The organism is Flavobacterium aquiphilum (assembly GCF_027111335.1).
Lineage (GTDB): Bacteria > Bacteroidota > Bacteroidia > Flavobacteriales > Flavobacteriaceae > Flavobacterium > Flavobacterium aquiphilum.
Window position 1 is genome coordinate 571,782 of sequence record NZ_CP114288.1, and the last position, 19,224, is coordinate 591,005.

The window sequence follows — 19,224 nt, forward strand, 5'->3', positions numbered from 1 at the left end:
AAATCAGTGAATCAGCGGCTAATTTTTTAAATTTATTTTGTTGGCTCCTTTCGGCATTTCCGGAATCCATTTTGGTACTTTTCCAAAGGTGATAAAATGCGACGCATTGGACAAAGCTGTCATAATGTTGGTTCCAAGAATAGAATGAAAAAAAGAAACTGTTTTCAAACCCACTCTCAAAATTGCTGTTGTTCCTGCCATGTGGGAACCAATGTAAGCCGCCACTTTTTTATTGCCTGAATTCAAATTGGAGGCACGCCAGGTTTTAACAAATTTTCCGGTGTCGATATGTACGGGACAGGCCAAAGCACAAAGGCCATCGGTAGCACAGGTTTCGTCTAGCTGATAGGTAACGTCTTTGCGGATGTCGGCCAATCGTTGTGGATCATCATTCGATTCTTCCAAACGACTGATTTCCCTTGCAATTACAATTCTTTGTCTTGGCGATAAAGTTAATCCTTCGGAAACACAATGCGGTTCACAAAATCCACACTCCATACATTTGTCCACAATGGCGTGGGATTCGGGCATTGGTTTCAAATTTTTGAGATGCGCTTTCGGGTCGGGATTAATTAAAACGTCCGGATTGATTTTATTGTTTGGATCAAAAATGTTTTTGATGCGTTTCATGATTTCGTAGGCAGTTGCTCCCCATTCTTTTTCTACAAAAGGAGCCATGTTGCGCCCTGTTCCGTGTTCTGCTTTTAAAGAGCCACCAAAACGATCCACTACCAAAACCGCTAATTCCGACATCAGTTTTTCGTAACGATCGACTTCGGCTTGGTTTGAAAAGTCTTGCGAGAACACAAAATGAAGGTTTCCTTCCAAAGCATGGCCAAACAAAACAGCATCATGGTATTCGTATTTTTTGAACAAATCTTTTAATTCCAAACAAGCATCGGCCAATTGAGGCAAAGGAAAACCAACGTCTTCAATGATTACGGATGTACCATTTTTTCGAAGCCCACCAACTGTTGGCAACAATCCTTTTCGGGCTTTCCAATTAAAATAATATTGTTTTGGATCGCTTGTAAATTCGTAATCCGTAAAAGTAGGAATGGACTGAATCTGTAATCGAACAGCATCTTGTTTTTCTTTTAAAACTGTTAAATCATTGTCGCGGCATTCCACCAATAAGGCGCAAGCCGATTCAGGCAATGTCTTGAAATATTCGGGGGCATCGTCATCATTTTCAACCGAACGAATGGATTCTCTGTCCAATAATTCGACTGCCGCAACGGGTGCCGATTTCAATAAAATGGTGGCGTTGCAGGCATCCTGAATCGTGTTGAAAATAAGCAATGAACAGGATTTATTTTTTTCATCAATGATGGTTTTGAAAGTCACATTCGAAATAAATGCCAAAGTCCCTTCAGAACCCACCATCAAATGTTTGATGATATCGATAGGATCTTGATAATCGACTAATGCGTTGATGCTGTAGCCTGTCGTATTTTTTATTTTGAATTTATTTTTAATCTGATGATAAAGCGTTTCATCGTTTTTAATTTGATCTCTGAGACTTTCAATTTCCGTAATCAACGCCGATTGCGTTTGCTTGAAAGAAGCAACACTTTGTGCATCTGAAGTGTCTAATATCGTTCCATCATGCAATACAATGCGAATATCTGCTATGGTTTGATACGAGTTTTGGGCAGTTCCGCAACACATTCCGCTGGCGTTGTTGGCCACAATTCCACCAATCATTGCTGCTCCGATAGAGGCTGGATCGGGACCTATTTTCAAACCATGTGGTGCTAAATAAGTATTCGCTCTTGATCCCACAATTCCGGGTTCTAATTTTACTTTTTGATTATTGTCCAAAAGTTCAAAGTTTTTCCAGCCGTGAGTGGCAACTACTAAAACTGAATCGGTAATGGCCTGACCTGATAAACTGGTTCCGGCTGCGCGAAAAGTTAAAGCAATATCCAATTTTTTGGCTTGCTTTATAATTTCGGTTATTTCGGATTCATTGTGAGCCAGAATAACGATTTTTGGAATTAATCTGTAAAAACTGGCATCGGTCCCATAAGCAAGTGTTTGTAAAGGATTCGTCAAAATTCGTTTGGGATCAATCGAACCCGATAAAATGTCTTTTAACTTTTGATAGGAGGGGGCTAACATAGCTTTTGTGTTTTATAAAGAATGCTCGGAAGCTTTTTGTATTGAGAGTGTAAATTTAAGTATAAGTGTATATTTTACCATTTAAAATTTGCCGAATCTTCATAATTCTTATTGAGAAAAAATAAGCACGAAATTTTGGCAGATTTTTTAGGGATGCTTCTAAAAAAGCAAAATGTTTCTCGTTAGCCCCGATGGAAACGGCATCCTGTGTTCCCGGGGTTTGGGAACACAGATACAGTGGACAGCGGGACCAATTTTCCTAAAATGCTCAATTATTCTGCTCAAAAAAAAACGAAGCATTTAGCCTCGTTTTTTGAAATATAAAAGATTCTTTTATCTAATTTTTTAAATCTTTGATTACTTTGAAAGCGACGTCAACTTCGTTTTCACTTACCATGATCGTAAATTCATTTGAAGTTGAAATTACTTCATTGATGATAATTCCTTCCCAAGCCAAACGTTGGAAAATGAAATAATAAATTCCAGGAACTACAATATTTTCTTTTGGTAATTTAACTGTAATTGAAGCTAAATTTTCCAATTTTTGGATTAATTTTTCAGAAGCAAAATGTTTTTCAACCAAATGATTTACACTATTGCTCACCACAATATTTGTTTCATTTACTCCTTTGGAAGAGGTGTAAAAAATATCTGGTAACGAGTTAATGTCAGTGATCAAGTCGGCTTGTTTGTTCAAAACAGTTTCCGAAACGGCAAAAGTATAATCAGTCAAGGCAGATCTTACTGTTATTTCGCCTATGTTTTTAATTACTTTATTGATTTTGTGATTTAATCTAAAGTCTAACTCTTCAGTTAATCTTTTAAGAGCCATCACTACAGCTCCTTGTTTTACTTCTTTTCCGAATTCACTTTCTAATTCGGTCATGATATTTCTGGACAAAGAAGTTAAGTTGATGATACCAAGTGACAATGCATTCAGCAAAAAGGGCTTTGTTTTGATGTAATTTTCAACAATCGAGGAAACTGTTTTCATAATATATAGTTGTTTTTACGTAGTTAGTACTTAGTTTTTAGGATTTAAAACCGATGCAAATATACGTAAAAAACAATTTGTTACAAATATAACATTGTTAAATTTTTTTAAAAATGAAAAAAAGCATTTATAAGGTGTTCAATTACAAATGATTTACCTTCCTTGTGTACGGCAACAATGTCAAATCGGACATCTAAATCCAAGTTTTTTTGATTAACGTAGGCGTCGACAGCTTTGACCAAAAGTTGTATTTTTTTTGGTTTTACAAAATCTTGAGGTAAACCAAAATCGATTGACGAACGCGTTTTTACTTCAACAATCGCAAGTGTGTTATCTTTTTGGGCGATAATATCAATTTCGGCTTTTTGGAATGTCCAGTTGGTGTCCAGAATGCTGTACCCATTTTTTTTGAGGTAATCCACCGCTAGATCTTCACCTAGTTTGCCCAGTTCGTTATGTTCAGCCATTTAGATTTTAGATTGCAGATTTATGATTTTAGATTTAAGAAAATAGAACATAGAGAATAGATTTTGGACTTAGTTTAAGACAAATGAAAAGTCTTTTTTCTATCATCTTTTCTCTATATTCTTGAGCTACTCAAAAATCACAGTATTGCAATTTTCGTTCACATCGATAGTCATAGTATTTCCCATAATCAAGGCTCTGTTGTCGTGAACGTGCCCGGCAGGGAAATTATAAAGTATCGGAATATTATATTTTTGGGTCACATCTTGAACAATTTCATTGGCGTTTTTTCCCCATGGAATATCGTTGTCTTTCATCTCTGTCATTCCGCCAACAATAATTCCTTTGATGCTTTCCAGACAGCCATTGCGTTTGAGGTTCATCATCATTCGGTCGATATGATAAAGATATTCGTCTAAATCTTCTATAAATAAAATTTTATCGGTGCAATCAATAGCCGATTTGGAACCCATTAAACTATATAAAATAGAAAGGTTGCCACCTACTAATTCTCCAGTCGCTTTCCCGAAACGATTCATAGGGAACGGATCTATTTGATAGGATAATTTTTGTCCAAACAAAGCTGTTTTCAAAGATTCAATAGATTCTGGAGCTGTTCTTGCTACGCTGATAGGCATAGTCCCATGAATCGATTTGTAACCCATCGTATTGAGATGATTGTGTAAAACAGTAACATCGCTGAAACCCACAATCCATTTTGGATGCTGCTTGAATTTGGTAAAATCCAATAAATCAATTATACGCACAGTACCATAACCACCACGTGCGCACCAAATTGCTTTGATATTTGGATTATCCATTTGATGCTGAAAATCGGCTGCACGCTGTTCATCAGTTCCCGCCAATTGGTTTAAATCTAATCCAATTGTGCTTCCAATAACGACTTCCAAACCCCATGAATGTAGTAAATCAATTGTTGGTTTCAGGTTGTCATCAACATTTTTGCGTGCAGTTGCAACAATTGCAACGGTATCTCCTTTTTGTAAATAAGGTGGTGTAATCATAGTAGTTTGAGCTTGACTGTTTATAGATTGTAAAACAAAAATAAGCAATAGCATCGGACGCAAAACATATTGTTTTTTAATAAAAGAAAATGGATTGAAATTCATGCTGCGCTTTTGAAAATGATAGTTAAAGGATAAAAGCAAAGATAGGCATTTCCTGAGAACATAAATAATTGTACTATAATTACTATATTTACAAATATTGAACTCATTTTAAGAAAGTTGATGATAACTCAAAAGAACTGGTTTTGTCTGATTTTGTTTTTAATAATTGCAAAAAGTAATGCACAAACCAAAGCTTATGCAATACATACGGTTGCGTTTTATAATTTCGAAAATTGCCATGACACTATTGACGATCCACTGACACATGATGAAGAATGGACTCCAACGGGAACAGAACATTGGAACACTAAAAAATACCACCAAAAACTCGAAAATTTAGCCAGGGTTTTATCTGAAATAGGAACTGGTGAAAATCCGAATTCTCCAACATTCATTGGTGCAGCCGAAATTGAAAATCAAGCCGTTTTGGAAGATTTAATCAAGCAGCCCAAACTTATTGACAAGGATTATGGAATTATCCATTTTGATTCTCCCGACAAAAGAGGAATTGATGTTGCTTTATTGTACCAAAAGAAGCAATTTCAACCTACGAGTTATATTAATATTCCGTTGTATGTTTATAAAAAGGAAGTTTCAAATGAAGAATTGTCTAAAACAGAAGAGTCTGTAAATGTTGAAGCGGAAGATGTAATTCAGGTCAATACTAAAAGTCATCGGATTTATACCAGGGATCAATTATTGGTGACCGGTTTTTTGAATGGAGAAGAGATTCATATTATTGTCAATCATTGGCCTTCAAGAGCGGGTGGGGAAAAGAAATCGAGTCCGTATCGAGAAGCAGCCGGAGTTTTGAATCGGAAAATTATAGATTCCCTTCAACAAATTAATCCCAATGCCAAAGTGATAACTATGGGTGATTTAAACGACAGTCCTTTTAACAATAGCGTGAAAAAAGCGCTTGGTGCCAAAGGAAAAATTCAGGAGGTTAAGCCATTTGGTATTTACAATCCATTCGAAGAAATGGTCAATAAAGGATTGGGGACTATTGCCTTTCGGGATTCCTGGGATATTTTTGACCAAGTGATGGTTTCGGAATCGTTGTTGCAAAAGGATTATAGTTCTTTTCAATATTGGAAAGCGGGAATTTATAACAAACCATTTTTAATCCAAAAAAGTGGTAAATACAAAGGCTATCCTTTACGACATTCACTCACCGAAATTGGTTTTAGCGACCACTTCCCGGTTTATATTTATTTGATAAAAGAAAAAAAATAAAGGATTTTTGATTGTAGATTAACGATTTTAGATTTCAGATTTTGTGATGATAAAAAAAGATATTTTTTCAGGTATCCACCATCAAAAATCGTTAATCGGAAATCTTCAATCAAATATTTTACAATCCAAATCTTTTACCTTGTTCCGGAAAGATCAGTTGTACACCCAAATCATTTCCTTTTTGCAATTGCTCTTTAATTTTTACAATGTTTTTGCTAGGCGGTTTCAGGTGGGTAATAATAATCTTGAAATTTTTCAAACTCCCTTTTCCTGCTAATTCTTCCAAATTGTGAAGTTCTTTCATTAAATGATTTGGGGTCAAATGCCCAAATAAAGCATTGTCCGGTTGTTCATTTGGGAAAGAAACTTCAATAAAAATCCCTCTTAATTTTTTTTGCTGAATCAAAGGGGCGACAGCCAGCCATAACGATTTTAAATCATTGCTTTTTTCGACTGAATCAGAGCCGGTGTCTCCCAAATATAAAATGGCATCATTTCCATTTTGGATTAAAAAGGCAGTACTTTCAAATGGGTTTACATGACTCAGCGGAAACGCTTTTACAGTCATTGTGGTATTGGTCAGTTTGGTTTCTTCACCAATAGTTAGAGTTTGAAAATGGTATTTTTTCAATTGATAACCGGGGCCTTCATCACCAAAATTTGCCCAAGTTTCACCATTAAAATAATGGTTTTCCATCATTTCCAGACATTTCTTTGTCGCATAAACCGTTTTGGAAGAATCGGCTGGGGAATTAATGATTAAACCTGATACATGATCCAAATGTGCATGGGAAATACAATATCCTTTGATGTACTTTCTTAAAACTTCGCTAGTTGTAACATTGAAGACTTTATTGGTTATTGCTTTTTCAATCCCTGCATTAATGGTTCCTGCATCGAGACAGATGTAATCTTTGGTATTTATTGGAGCAACCAAATAGGCCGAAAGATTTTTTTCGTCAATACCGCCTTTTACACCTAAAGGGACTACATCAAAAGCAGCTTTTTGGGAAAACAATTGTAGGGATACTAAAAAGAAAAAAATGGTTTGTTTATTGAAAAGAATCATATTTTGGATCTTTACGAAAGGTTGTTTTTTGCAAAAATAGCCACAAATTAGACAGATTTGCACAAATTAATAAAGTATTCAAATAAAAAATAGGGCTAATTTGTGTAATTTGTGGCTACGAAATATCTCAAAATAAATATCTTTACACAAAAATATAACAATTTTAACCAATAAAGTTACAATGACAACAACAGCAGATCAATTTGGGATGAAAGAGGCCTTAGCGAAATTGGGTATAAAAGAACTAAATAATGGAACTTCGACAGGAATAAATAGTTTTTCAAACGGTGAGATTTTGCAGAGTTTTTCGCCTGTAGATGGCAAATTAATTGCATCGGTAAAAATGAGTACTCCTGAAGATTATGAAAAAGTAATGCAGACTGCAACTGAAGCTTTCAAAACATTTCGATTAATGCCTGCGCCGCAACGTGGAGAAGTTGTTCGTCAATTTGGAGAAAAATTACGTCAAAATAAAGAAGCTTTAGGAAAATTGGTTTCGTATGAAATGGGTAAATCATTGCAGGAAGGATATGGCGAAGTACAGGAAATGATTGACATCTGTGATTTTGCAGTTGGACTTTCCCGTCAGTTGCACGGATTGACGATGCACTCAGAACGTCCTGGACACAGAATGTATGAGCAATATCATCCGTTGGGAATTGTTGGAATCATTTCTGCATTTAATTTTCCGGTTGCTGTTTGGTCTTGGAATACGGCTTTGGCTTGGATTTGTGGAGATGTTTGCGTTTGGAAACCTTCTGAAAAAACGCCTTTGTGTGGGATTGCCTGTCAAAATATTATTGCTGAGGTAATCAGGGAAAATAATCTTCCGGAAGGGATTTCGTGTTTGATTAATGGAGATTATACAATTGGACAATTATTGACCGCCGATAAACGTGTGCCTTTGGTTTCGGCGACAGGTTCTACCCGAATGGGGAAAATCGTAGCACAAGCTGTTGCGGGGCGTCTAGGGAAATCATTATTGGAGTTAGGAGGAAATAATGCTATAATCGTTACGCCAGATGCCGACATAAAAATGACTGTTATCGGAGCTGTTTTTGGAGCAGTGGGAACGGCAGGACAACGTTGTACTTCTACCCGTCGCTTGATTATTCACGAAAGTATTTATGATAAAGTCAAAGATGCTGTTGTTTCGGCTTATGGACAACTGCGAATTGGAAATCCATTGGACGAAAAAAATCACGTTGGTCCGTTAATTGACAAACAGGCTGTTGCATTATATGAAAATGCTTTGGCCAAAGTGGTTGCTGAAGGAGGAAAAATTCTGGTTGAAGGAGGCGTACTTTCGGGAGAAGGATATGAAAGCGGTTGTTATGTAAAACCTGCCATTGCCGAAGCACAAAATTCATTTGAAATTGTTCAACACGAAACTTTTGCACCGGTTTTATATTTGATTAAATATTCAGGAACGGTTGAAAATGCAATTGATATTCAAAACGGAGTTGCTCAAGGATTGTCGTCGGCAATTATGACGAATAATTTACGCGAAGCAGAACGTTTCTTATCGGCAGTAGGTTCTGATTGCGGAATTGCCAATGTAAATATTGGAACTTCCGGAGCTGAAATTGGTGGTGCTTTTGGCGGTGAAAAAGAAACAGGCGGAGGAAGGGAATCTGGTTCGGACGCTTGGAAAATTTACATGCGACGTCAAACCAATACAATCAATTATACTACGAGTTTGCCATTGGCTCAGGGAATAAAATTTGATTTGTAGTCTAATACCATTTATATCTATAAAATAGTTCAATCTACTCGTTCTTTTTCTCCAATACTTCCTCAAAAAATAATTCCGTAGCTAAGGCTATGCAATGATTTTTATCGTTGTCTTGAAAAAAAATAACTTCGAATCTTTAGACTATTTTATAGGTACAAATGGTATAATTTTATCGCATAAAAAAAGAGGCTTGTTATTCAAAACAAGCCTCTTTCTATTTGGTATCTGAATTAATCTAAATTAAATGAAGCACCTACGCTAAAAGTAGTTTGATTGTTTAAATGATCAAATACATCTTTATTCTGGTTGTATTTTGCAATTGGGAATCCAAGTTCTGAAAAAACACCGAAACCATCTGTAAAAAAGTAACGAGCGCCAACATGACCACCAAAATTACGTAAACCTAAGCTCAGACCTGGATAGATGTCTAATTGTGGTACGCCAATTACACTGCTTAAATTAGCATTAATTCGAAATTTTGCATCAAAACGATCTTGAAATTCTGGTTTTTCATTAGAATAGACATTACTTCCATAGATACCTGAAAACTCGTTTACTCCCAATAAATAAGTAGCAACAAATCCATAAGAGAAATTTTCACCAAGACCAAAATCAGCCGAAGCTTGAATTCCCGAACCTCCGTCTTGAAAGTTTGCTCCAACATTAAATTTGGCATCGCCTTTTCCTTTAAATGCTTGTTGTGCATTTGTTAAACCAAAAGAAACTAAAAACAAAAGTGTTATAATCTTTTTCATAAAATAATAAAGTAGGTAATAATTTTTTTGCAAATATAGGCTTTAGATTTTATTTCTGCCTTTTTCATTAGGATATAAACTGGGAAGGGGTTCGCTTTGCCAAATTTTTTTGGTATCCACATCCATAATTGTCAATGGTCCTTTGAAAGCGGCACTGGTATCAATGTTCCAGATATTGGCTTTTTGAATAGGAACTGTTTTTCCTATGCGCGAAACAGGAGTATGACCAATGTAGATTTCTTTGTACAATGTAAATCGTTTAGGATAGTGCAAATGATCTGGTTTCATATTAGGGTCCAATGCCAATGCGGTTTCCCAAAGCGTTCTATCCCAATAAAATAATTTAGGGAAATATTCAAAATTGACCCCATTCATATTGGTGAAACCTGCATGGATGAACATTCTGTTTTGTTCGTCCAAGTAGTAATCTTGTAGGGACTTCAAGAATTTTACATGTTTTTTTTTGGTCTCGTCACTTACTTTTTGATAAGCCAAAACGGTCGCTTCACCTCCATGTTGGTGCCATTGGAGGTTCTCTTTACTGTCTTCGAGCCATTCCCTTAATAATTCATCATGATTACCGCGGATGCAAATGATGTCATGTGTTTTTTTCAGTTCTATTAAAAAATCAATGACCTGAGGAGATTGACTCCAGCCGTCCACATAATCTCCCAAGAAAATGAGTTTGTCTTTTGGACTTATGTTTGCTCTTTCAAAAATTTGATGCAATGCTCTTAAACCACCGTGGATGTCGCCAATTACTAATGTTCTCATTAATTCTGAATTTGTCTTTTTACAAAAATAAGGGAAAAGGTTTGTTGAATTATCATTTTTTGAATGATATAAAGTAAAATAGTAAAAGCGAACCAAAAGAACTGATAATCAATATTGAAGTTTTTGAGGATAAAACTATCGGATTTTTCGCTAAGTAAATTTTAAGTTTTTATTAAGAATAAAATCGTTGAAAAGCCATTTTCTCTGCTGAATTTCAAAGAAATAGGAAACCGACTTATAGTATTTTTCAGTACTTTTGGGTTTCAAAATATCATTGCTTTTGGTGATTGTTTGGTAAATGAAAACAACATAATTTTACTAAAAAATTTTAAAATGGGCGCACTTTTCAACTTATTGCTTTTAATGACCAATTTTATATGTCAAGTTATAAATGATGTGGTTCAGTGGTTGGCAGCTTTGCTAAGCTAATTAAAGCAAAATGTGTAATAAGCAATTTCTTTATTGCACATCATATTTCATTTTTCTCAAAATTCGCAAAGCTTCTTTAAACGAAAGATAGACTTGTGGGATTGGTTTCAATAATTCTTTGGCATCAATCAATTTTTGTTTGGCATCTTCAAAACCATTGAGATAACAAATCATAAAAGTGTGGGGTAAATTCTCTAAATCTCTTTTTTCACGATCAGATAATTTCAAGTTTTTTTCCAATTTATGAAGCAAGGTCATGTTTGAATTGTAAATGTGAAACAACATTTTTTTATTGTATTCGGGCGGTTCAAAAAGCATTTTCCGATCAATTTTGTAATATCCATTATCATAGAAACGGATTGTTTGTTGTTCTAGAGGATAGTAACTTGTCCTGTCGTTTAGACCCAATGGTACATATTCTACAATTGTAAAAGTGTCATCGTCATAAGTGATTTCGACAACGTCCTGAGCCGAATAAAATAATTTGATTTGCTCGTTAATCAGCTCAATATCAACTCTTGATAAAAAGGTTTTGTTTCTGGATTTTTTAGCGATTCCAGCCCAGCAGATAACGAATAATTCTTTGAAGACTTTATATTTTGGCGCCATGTCTTTGTGGCGAAAATTCATGAAATCAATCACTCCATCGAGTGTGTATTCGATGCTGTTTCTTGAATTGTTTTCAATGCCAATAACTGTTTCTGTATTTTGATGATTTTTTTCAACTTCACCTTCATTTGGCATCGTATTGCTGCCGCGCCTGATGAAAACAGTATTGATGGGAATAGTATGGATCCCTTTTTTAAAATAGGAAGTTTTACTGTTTGGTTTTATGGTTACGAGCCCGATTACTTTGTCTTTGGGTAAATTTGGAAAAGGGACGTTTTCATATTGTATTTTGGGCGGATTTTCTAGAAAAGCATTCACTAAGTTCTGAATCCTGCTATCGTCAAAAAAATCATCCCCAACGATTTGATTGCTTTCGTCTTCAACTCCTACCACTATATAAGAATTGTTGGTAGGGTTTGAATTGGACAGGGCACAAATGTGTTTTAAAAATTTGGCTTTCCCTTCTCGGGAATGCAAATTTAGCTGTCTTTTTTTATCATAAAAACTATTTTCATCATGGTGAGCCAATAGATTTTTGATAAGAAGCCGCTTGTTAATCATTGTTATTAGATTTATTAGACTCTTAAAAAGAGTTAAATAGTTGTAATACGATTATTTAATATTTATCTTAATATAGACCTTTTAACAAAATCAAAAAAATACAGACTTGACTTTTTTTGATTTTTGTAGCAGTCTGGTAGACTAAAAATATTCAATATCATTCGTTTAATTTAACTTTTAAATATATGAAAAATATTAAAGGTTATATGTTTATTGTTCCGGTAATTATTTTGTCCCTTTTGTGTTTTATCGCTTGCGATAATACTGATTCCATGTCTGGTAATACTCCACCAACTAGTCAAACTTCAAAACTAGCGATAAGATTAATAGATTCTCCAGGAGATTATGATGAAGTGAATTTGGAGGTAGTTGATATTTTAATTAGAAGTAATTCGAATATGGATGATGATCAAGGATGGGTAAGTATTGGACTTCATCATGAGCCGATTCAATATAATATCTTGTCTTTAACCGGAGGGGCTAATGCTTTGATTGCCGATACCTTACTTCCGTCTGGTGAAATAGGTCAAATCCGATTAGTATTGGGGAATAACAATAATGTGGTGATAGATGGTGTTACACATCATTTGAATACGCCAAGTGCGCAACAATCTGGTTTGAAATTGGCTTTGAATCAAACTTTGAAACCTGGTTTGTCGTATGATTTCACACTCGATTTTGATGCAGATAAATCGATCGTCAAAGCTGGGAATTCGGGAAATTATAATCTTCATCCCGTACTTAGGGTATTTGCTACGGTTAGTTTGGGAAAAATAAAAGGAATGGTAACTCCTACAGGTTTTCAAGTGAAAGCATCGGTAATGGTTGGTGATACCGAAGTTTCTTCATTTACCAATGAAATGGGAGCTTTTGAGATTTCAGGACTTCCTGCAGGAACATACATAGTCAAACTTACTCCTGATCCTAAAGCAAATTATGCTGAGGCGACCGTTCCTAATGTTATCGTGACAGATGGAATAACGACCGATGTAGGAAATATTATTTTGGTGTCTAAGCAATAGAATCAATCAAAAAGTTTTACAAACAGCCTCAATTAGAGGCTGTTTTGTTTTTTTTCTAAGGAACATTATTTCCTGTACTTGCAGTCCAAAGCATAAACCAATCTTGTAATTCCATCTCAATTGTGGTTGCGTTCATCAATTGTGTAAGTCTGTTTTTGTCCGAAGTACCGCAAACTGGTAGAATTCCGGCAGGGTGTTTCAAAATCCAAGCCAAAAGAATAATATCATTTGGGACATCATATTTGGCTGCCAATTCATTTGTAACTTTTAGAATACGTTGTGATTGTTCATTGTCATTTCTAAAGACAGTTCCAAGCGGAGACCAGCACATAGGAGTGATTCGATTGGCTTGCATGTGATCTAAACTTCCGTCTAGCATTGGTTCCAAATGAGTTATTGAAAATTCAATCTGGTTGTAGTTTATTTTGGTTTTTGTTTCAATCAGATTGCTTTGACTTGGCGTAAAATTAGAAACACCAAAATCCAAAATCTTTCCTTCTATTTTTAACTTTTCGACCGCTTCGGCAATTTCGTCAGGTTGCATTAATGGGCTTGGTCGGTGCAAAAGCAAAAGATCCAAATAATCGGTTTGTAAATTTTTTAAAGATTGTTCTGCCGAAGCAATAATGTACGCTTTTGAATATTCGTAATGCTTGATGGAGTTACTTCTTTTTTCAGAAATCATCTGAATACCGCATTTGGAAATCAACTGGATTTGGTTACGGTTAATTTGGCTTTCGCCAAAAGCTTTTCCAAAGGCTTCTTCAGTGGTATAACCACCATAAATATCGGCATGGTCAAAGCTGGTGATGCCGTTTTCGAGACAGGTATTCATCAGCTCAATCATTTGTGATGTTGTACAATTTTTGCCCCAAACACCCCAAGTCATCGTGCCGGCTATTATTTTTGAAAACGGAATTTTACTCATAATTTTATTTCGTTGTTTTCCACCTTATTTTTGGAAGAAATCTATCTAATTTATTTAGTTCTTAAAAATAGATAAATACTATCATAATTAGTCCTTAAAATTAGTGGATTGACAGAAGTTTTAACCATTTTTTAACATCATACGTCTAAAAAAAAATTCAATTTGCACCATCAAATAACCTAAGACAAAAAATCAAGAGAATAATTATATAACAATGGAAGAAAATACAACGACTTTAGACATTAGAGCAATCAATGAAAAAATAGAAAGAGAGAGTGCTTTTATTGACCTCCTTACTATGGAAATGAACAAAGTTATTGTGGGACAAAAACATATGGTCGAGCGACTGTTGATTGGATTGTTAGGGCAAGGACATATTTTGTTGGAAGGGGTTCCAGGATTGGCAAAAACTTTAGCCATTAATACCTTGTCACAAGCTATCCACGGGTCTTTTAGCAGAATCCAGTTTACGCCCGATTTATTGCCTGCCGACGTTATTGGAACCATGATTTATAATATTAAGCAAAACGAATTCTCCATCAAAAAGGGACCAATTTTTGCAAATTTCGTTCTTGCCGATGAGATTAACCGTGCTCCTGCCAAAGTACAATCGGCTTTGCTGGAAGCGATGCAGGAAAAGCAAGTAACCATCGGTGACAGCACTTTTAAATTGGATCGTCCATTTTTAGTTTTGGCAACTCAAAACCCAATTGAGCAAGAAGGAACTTACCAATTACCTGAAGCACAAGTTGACCGTTTTATGTTGAAAACGGTTATCGATTATCCAAAAATGGAAGACGAGCGTTTGGTTATCCGTCAAAACCTAAAAGGAAGTTATGATAAGGTGAACCAAGTGGTTTCAGTAGATCAAATCTTGCGTGCTCAAGAAGCGGTTCGTGAGGTTTATATGGATGAAAAAATCGAAAAATACATACTGGATATTATTTTTGCTACTCGTTATCCAGAGAAATATAAATTGGCTGATTTAAAACCTCTAATCAGTTTTGGGGCATCGCCACGTGGAAGTATTAATCTTGCCACTGCATCCAAATGTTATGCTTTTATCAAACGTCGTGGTTATGTAATTCCTGAAGATGTACGTGCTGTTGTTCATGACATTTTGCGTCATAGAATCGGGGTTACTTATGAAGCCGAAGCCGAAAATATTACATCGGTTGACATTATCAATAAAATCATTAATGAGATTGAAGTACCTTAAAAAGTGATTAGTGACAAGTGATTGGTAATTAATTTACTAAATACTAATCACTAAAGGCTAATTACTAATCACTATAAAAATGGATACAAAAGAGCTTTTAAAAAGAGTACGAAAAATTGAAATTAAAACCCGAAGACTGAGCGATCATATCTTTTCGGGTGAATACCATACTTCGTTCAAAGGACGCGGAATGACTTTCAGCGAAGTGCGTCAGTATCAATTTGGTGACGATATCCGTGCTATCGATTGGAACGTAACTGCAAGATATAACGAAGCACACGTTAAAGTTTTTGAGGAAGAAAGAGAATTGACCATGATGTTAATGGTTGATATTTCAGGTTCTGAAAGTTTTGGTTCCAAGAGTCAGTTTAAGAAAGAGATTGTTACCGAAATTGCTGCTACCATGGCTTTTTCGGCTACGCAAAACAATGATAAAATTGGATTGATTTTGTTTTCGGATCAGATAGAATTGTATATTCCGCCAAAAAAAGGAAGATCACACGTGTTGCGTATTATTCGTGAATTGATAGAATTTGAACCGAAAAGCCACAAAACAGATATTTCACAAGCCTTGAAATTCTTATCTGGAATTCAAAAAAAGAAGGCCATTGTGTTTGTCATTTCCGATTTTATGTCCGGAGAGTATGAGCATACGTTGAAAATAGCTTCAAAGAAACACGATATTACCGGTATTCGAGTTTATGATATTAGAGAGCAAAAAATGCCAAATTTGGGTATGGTGCCAATGCTTGATGCCGAGACCGGAGAAACCAGATTGATTAACACAGGTTCAAAAACGGTGCGAATGAATTACGAGAAATTCTATCATGATAATGTCCAATATTTTAAAGAAACTTTCAGTAAATCGGGAGCTGGTGTTGTGAACACAAGAGTCGATGAAAGTTATGTAACCAAATTGCTAGGCTATTTTAAATCGAGATAAAGATTTCAGATTTTTGATTAACGATTTTTGATTTCAGATTTGCTTCGGATAGGAAATTTGATTTAAGATTGCAGATTTTTTTTGTAAATAAATAATGTAAGAAAGTGAACAAACAAGAACTGGAAAATAGATTGATAGATTTTGCAGCAACTGTAATAATTGTTGCGGGTAATTTTAAAAAAAATTATGCTGGAAATCATTTATCAGGTCAAATTATTCGTTCAGGAACATCTCCGGCTTTAAATTATGGGGAAGCTCAAAGTGCCGAAAGCAGTAAGGATTTCGTTCATAAAATGGGAGTTTGTCTAAAAGAATTAAGAGAAAGTTTTGTTTGTTTAAAAATTGTAGAGAAAGCGAATTTAACAACAGATTTATATAACTTATCAATCGCAAAAACAGAAGTTAATGAGTTAATTTCCATTTTTGTGTCAAGTATTAAAACAGCTAAAGCTAATATGAAATAAATTATTTTTTTAGATTGAAGATAATCTTGCTTCTGATGAAAATCTGAAATCAAAAATCGTTAATCTTCATTCAAAAATCAAAATTTCCCAAAATCAATGTTAAAAAAAATATTCATATACCTACTGTTTTCAACTTCTATTTTTGCACAACAAAAAGTTGTTACCAGTATCGATACCACAAAAAATAAAATTGGAGCTGAGTTTAAATTGACTTTAAAAACTTCGGTTGATACTTTGTCTAAGGTTGTTTTTCCAAAACTAAGAACAATTGGAGCGCTAGAGGTAATTCAATCATATCCTGTTGACACAATCAAAAAAGACGACCGTTACGAATTGATCAAAAAGTACGGTTTGACTCAATTTGATTCGGGTAAATACACAATTCCAAGCATAAAAATTCTAATAAACAACAAAGAGTTTTTATCGGATTCCATAAAAGTTGAGGTTGCCAATGTTCAGGTGGATACATTAAAACAAAAAATGTACGACATCAAGGATATTGTGAAAGCACAAGATACAATGGGAGATTGGTGGAAATACCTTTTGGGGCTTATATTGATTTTAGGAATTGGAGGTTTCGTTTATTGGTACACAAAAATTCGCCAAAAGAAAAAAATAGAAGAGGAAGTTTATAAAACACCTATTGAAAAAGCGACAAGTTTGCTTAATATTTTAGAGAAAAAAGAACTTTGGCAACATGGCGAAGTAAAAGAATATTATAGTGAATTGACCGATATCACCCGAAATTATATCGAAGAAGCTATTGAGATTCCTGCGATGGAAAGTACAACTTCTGAATTGATTGAAGCTCTTAAAGCTGCTTCTCAGAAGAAAAAAATGAAGCTTTCCCAAGAAACGATCGAGAATTTATTTACTGTTTTGAAACAAGCCGATTTAGTGAAATTTGCCAAATCAAAACCTCTTGAATTTGAAATCACCGAAGACAGAAATAAAATCCAAAAAGCGATTTTGACTCTTGATGAAGCAATTCCTGTTGAGGTTCCTGTTGAAGAAGATATTCTTTTGAATGAGGTTCAAAGACAAAAGCAAATTCAAATCATGCTTAGAAAAAAGAGAAATCAACGTATTGCACTTGCAGTTGGTTCAGTTGTTTTTCTATTGTTTGCAACGGCAGCGTTCTTTATTGCGACCAAAGGATTTGATTATGTAAAAGACAACGTACTAGGACATCCAACAAAAGAATTACTGGAAGGGGAATGGGTAAAAAGTGAGTATGGAAACCCAGCAATTATTATTGAAACTCCAAAAGTTTTAAAACGTGTAGATTTGACTAAAACATTGCCAAAAGATGGAATGGCACTTATAAAAGAGATGCAGTCTTTTGGATATGGAAGTCTTTTGGATAAATTTTACATTATGGTTTCTACTATGAAATATAAAAAAGAACAAACATTGGATTTATCCAAAGCAATTGAGAGTTCTTTGAAAGTATTGGAAACTCAGGGTGCGCAAAACATGATTGTTAAAGAAGAGGATTTCCAGACGAATAACGGAATACCCGGGAAAAAAGGATACGGGACTTTTACAAGAGTTGATAGTGACAGCCAATCCAGTTCCAAAATATACTATGAAATCTTGCTTTTTGGACAAGCAGGAGGGTTACAGCAAATTATGATTTTCCACGAAGAAGGAGATCGTTATGCAACGGAATTGACAGACCGTGTTATTAATTCTGTAGAACTTAAAATTGCAAATAACTAATGGAAAAAATAACCTTTTTAAATCCCGAATTTTTTTGGTTGTTTCTTTTAATACCATTGGCTATTGTTTGGCTGGTTTGGAAAAGAAACCAACAATCGGCTACCCTAAAGATGAGTTCGCTTCAAGGGTTCAAAGGATCCGAATCTTTGTTGACAAAATTAAAACCAGGTTTGGACGTTTTACGATTATTGGCATTATCCTTTTTGATTGTCGCAATGGCGAGACCAAGAACGGTCGATATCAGTAATAAGACCAAAACCACAAAAGGAATTGATATTGTAGTAGCTGTCGATGTATCCGGAAGTATGCTTGCCAAGGATTTTAAACCAAACAGAATGGAAGCGTTAAAAAGAGTGGCTTCTGAATTTGTGGATGAAAGACCTAATGACAGAATCGGATTAGTTGTTTATGCTTCTGAAGCTTATACTAAATCACCAGTAACAAGTGATAAAGCGGTTATTCAACAAGCAATCGCTAGTATAAAATACGATAATGTTTTACAAGATGGGACTGGAATCGGGATGGGATTGGCAACTGCCATAAACAGACTTAAAGACAGTAAAGCCAAAAGTAAGGTGATTATCTTAATGACTGACGGTGTTAATAATGCCGGGTTTATAGAGCCGGAAACAGCTTCTGATATCGCCCAGCAATATGGAATTAAAGTATATACAATCGGTATTGGTAGCAATGGAATGGCAGAATCTCCGTATGCACTTGGACCAAATGGGCAATTGATATTCAGAATGATGAAGGTTGAGATTGATGAAGAACTGATGAAAAATATAGCCAGAAAAACAGGAGGTAAATATTTTAGAGCTACTAGCAATGATAAATTAGCTCAGATTTATCATGAAATCAATAAACTGGAAACAACCGAAATCGAAGAATTAAAGTTTTATGATTATGATGAAAAATTTAGACCTTTTGCTTTAATTGCCGGATTTTTATTATTGCTGGAAATTGGTTTGCGAAACACTGTGTACAAAAGCTTTATTTAAAGATTAACGATTTTTGATTTCTGATTTTTTGCTTTCTGCAATCG

General features: G+C 35.0%; 17 protein-coding genes. 8 read left to right on the forward strand and 9 right to left on the reverse strand.

Features of this window, described 5'->3' with window-relative positions:
* Positions 1 to 18: 18 nt before the first annotated feature.
* The 4 genes from OZP12_RS02310 to OZP12_RS02325 form a co-directional block, all read right to left on the reverse strand.
* A complete protein-coding gene (locus OZP12_RS02310; RefSeq protein ID WP_281227443.1) occupies positions 19 to 2,124 on the reverse strand; it encodes an FAD-binding and (Fe-S)-binding domain-containing protein in 2,106 nt (701 codons plus the stop codon).
* Between the two features lie 337 nt (positions 2,125 to 2,461).
* Positions 2,462 to 3,118, reverse strand: a complete 657-nt coding sequence (locus OZP12_RS02315) for an aspartate kinase (protein WP_035636427.1) — start codon at positions 3,116 to 3,118, stop codon at positions 2,462 to 2,464.
* Between the two features lie 107 nt (positions 3,119 to 3,225).
* Positions 3,226 to 3,585 carry a YraN family protein gene (locus OZP12_RS02320; RefSeq protein ID WP_281227444.1) on the reverse strand — a complete coding sequence of 120 codons (360 nt, stop codon included), beginning with the start codon at positions 3,583 to 3,585 and terminating at the stop codon, positions 3,226 to 3,228.
* Positions 3,586 to 3,711: 126 nt separating this feature from the next.
* A complete protein-coding gene (locus OZP12_RS02325) occupies positions 3,712 to 4,608 on the reverse strand; it encodes a S66 peptidase family protein (RefSeq protein ID WP_281229115.1) in 897 nt (298 codons plus the stop codon).
* 225 nt (positions 4,609 to 4,833) lie between these two features.
* Here OZP12_RS02325 and OZP12_RS02330 point away from each other — a divergent pair, with 225 nt between their 5' ends.
* Positions 4,834 to 5,949: an endonuclease/exonuclease/phosphatase family protein gene (locus tag OZP12_RS02330; RefSeq protein WP_281227445.1), complete on the forward strand. Its 1,116-nt coding sequence runs from the start codon at positions 4,834 to 4,836 to the stop codon at positions 5,947 to 5,949.
* Positions 5,950 to 6,067: 118 nt separating this feature from the next.
* Here the strand turns inward: OZP12_RS02330 and OZP12_RS02335 are convergent, their stop codons facing one another.
* Complete coding sequence (locus OZP12_RS02335) at positions 6,068 to 7,018, reverse strand: MBL fold metallo-hydrolase (protein ID WP_281227446.1); 951 nt, start codon at positions 7,016 to 7,018, stop codon at positions 6,068 to 6,070.
* A gap of 181 nt (positions 7,019 to 7,199) precedes the next feature.
* Here OZP12_RS02335 and amaB point away from each other — a divergent pair, with 181 nt between their 5' ends.
* Positions 7,200 to 8,753 carry an L-piperidine-6-carboxylate dehydrogenase gene (gene amaB, locus OZP12_RS02340; protein ID WP_281227447.1) on the forward strand — a complete coding sequence of 518 codons (1,554 nt, stop codon included), beginning with the start codon at positions 7,200 to 7,202 and terminating at the stop codon, positions 8,751 to 8,753.
* 230 nt (positions 8,754 to 8,983) lie between these two features.
* On the opposite strand, the gene OZP12_RS02345 is transcribed toward amaB, so the two are convergent.
* From OZP12_RS02345 to OZP12_RS02355, 3 genes are all read right to left on the reverse strand, one after another.
* Positions 8,984 to 9,508, reverse strand: a complete 525-nt coding sequence (locus tag OZP12_RS02345) for a DUF6646 family protein (RefSeq protein ID WP_281227448.1) — start codon at positions 9,506 to 9,508, stop codon at positions 8,984 to 8,986.
* Between the two features lie 42 nt (positions 9,509 to 9,550).
* Entirely contained in the window at positions 9,551 to 10,282 is a 732-nt protein-coding gene (locus OZP12_RS02350) for a metallophosphoesterase family protein (RefSeq protein ID WP_281227449.1), read from the reverse strand.
* Positions 10,283 to 10,741: 459 nt separating this feature from the next.
* Positions 10,742 to 11,881, reverse strand: coding sequence for an ATP-binding protein (locus OZP12_RS02355; RefSeq protein WP_281227450.1), 1,140 nt, complete (start codon positions 11,879 to 11,881; stop codon positions 10,742 to 10,744).
* A gap of 185 nt (positions 11,882 to 12,066) precedes the next feature.
* Between OZP12_RS02355 and OZP12_RS02360 the strand changes: the two genes are divergently transcribed.
* Complete coding sequence (locus tag OZP12_RS02360; RefSeq protein ID WP_281227451.1) at positions 12,067 to 12,903, forward strand: DUF4382 domain-containing protein; 837 nt, start codon at positions 12,067 to 12,069, stop codon at positions 12,901 to 12,903.
* Positions 12,904 to 12,958: 55 nt separating this feature from the next.
* Here the strand turns inward: OZP12_RS02360 and OZP12_RS02365 are convergent, their stop codons facing one another.
* A complete protein-coding gene (locus OZP12_RS02365; RefSeq protein WP_281227452.1) occupies positions 12,959 to 13,831 on the reverse strand; it encodes an aldo/keto reductase in 873 nt (290 codons plus the stop codon).
* A gap of 214 nt (positions 13,832 to 14,045) precedes the next feature.
* Here OZP12_RS02365 and OZP12_RS02370 point away from each other — a divergent pair, with 214 nt between their 5' ends.
* From OZP12_RS02370 to OZP12_RS02390, 5 genes are all read left to right on the forward strand, one after another.
* Positions 14,046 to 15,050 carry an AAA family ATPase gene (locus tag OZP12_RS02370; protein WP_281227453.1) on the forward strand — a complete coding sequence of 335 codons (1,005 nt, stop codon included), beginning with the start codon at positions 14,046 to 14,048 and terminating at the stop codon, positions 15,048 to 15,050.
* A gap of 79 nt (positions 15,051 to 15,129) precedes the next feature.
* Entirely contained in the window at positions 15,130 to 15,993 is an 864-nt protein-coding gene (locus OZP12_RS02375; protein ID WP_281227454.1) for a DUF58 domain-containing protein, read from the forward strand.
* A gap of 104 nt (positions 15,994 to 16,097) precedes the next feature.
* Positions 16,098 to 16,457 (forward strand): four helix bundle protein, encoded by a 360-nt coding sequence (locus tag OZP12_RS02380; protein WP_281227455.1) that lies wholly within the window; start codon positions 16,098 to 16,100, stop codon positions 16,455 to 16,457.
* Positions 16,458 to 16,553: 96 nt separating this feature from the next.
* Positions 16,554 to 18,179, forward strand: a complete 1,626-nt coding sequence (locus tag OZP12_RS02385; RefSeq protein WP_281227456.1) for a hypothetical protein — start codon at positions 16,554 to 16,556, stop codon at positions 18,177 to 18,179.
* Positions 18,179 to 19,180, forward strand: coding sequence for a vWA domain-containing protein (locus OZP12_RS02390; protein ID WP_281227457.1), 1,002 nt, complete (start codon positions 18,179 to 18,181; stop codon positions 19,178 to 19,180). The genes OZP12_RS02385 and OZP12_RS02390 overlap by 1 nt, the downstream gene beginning before the upstream one ends.
* The last annotated feature ends 44 nt before the right edge of the window (positions 19,181 to 19,224 follow it).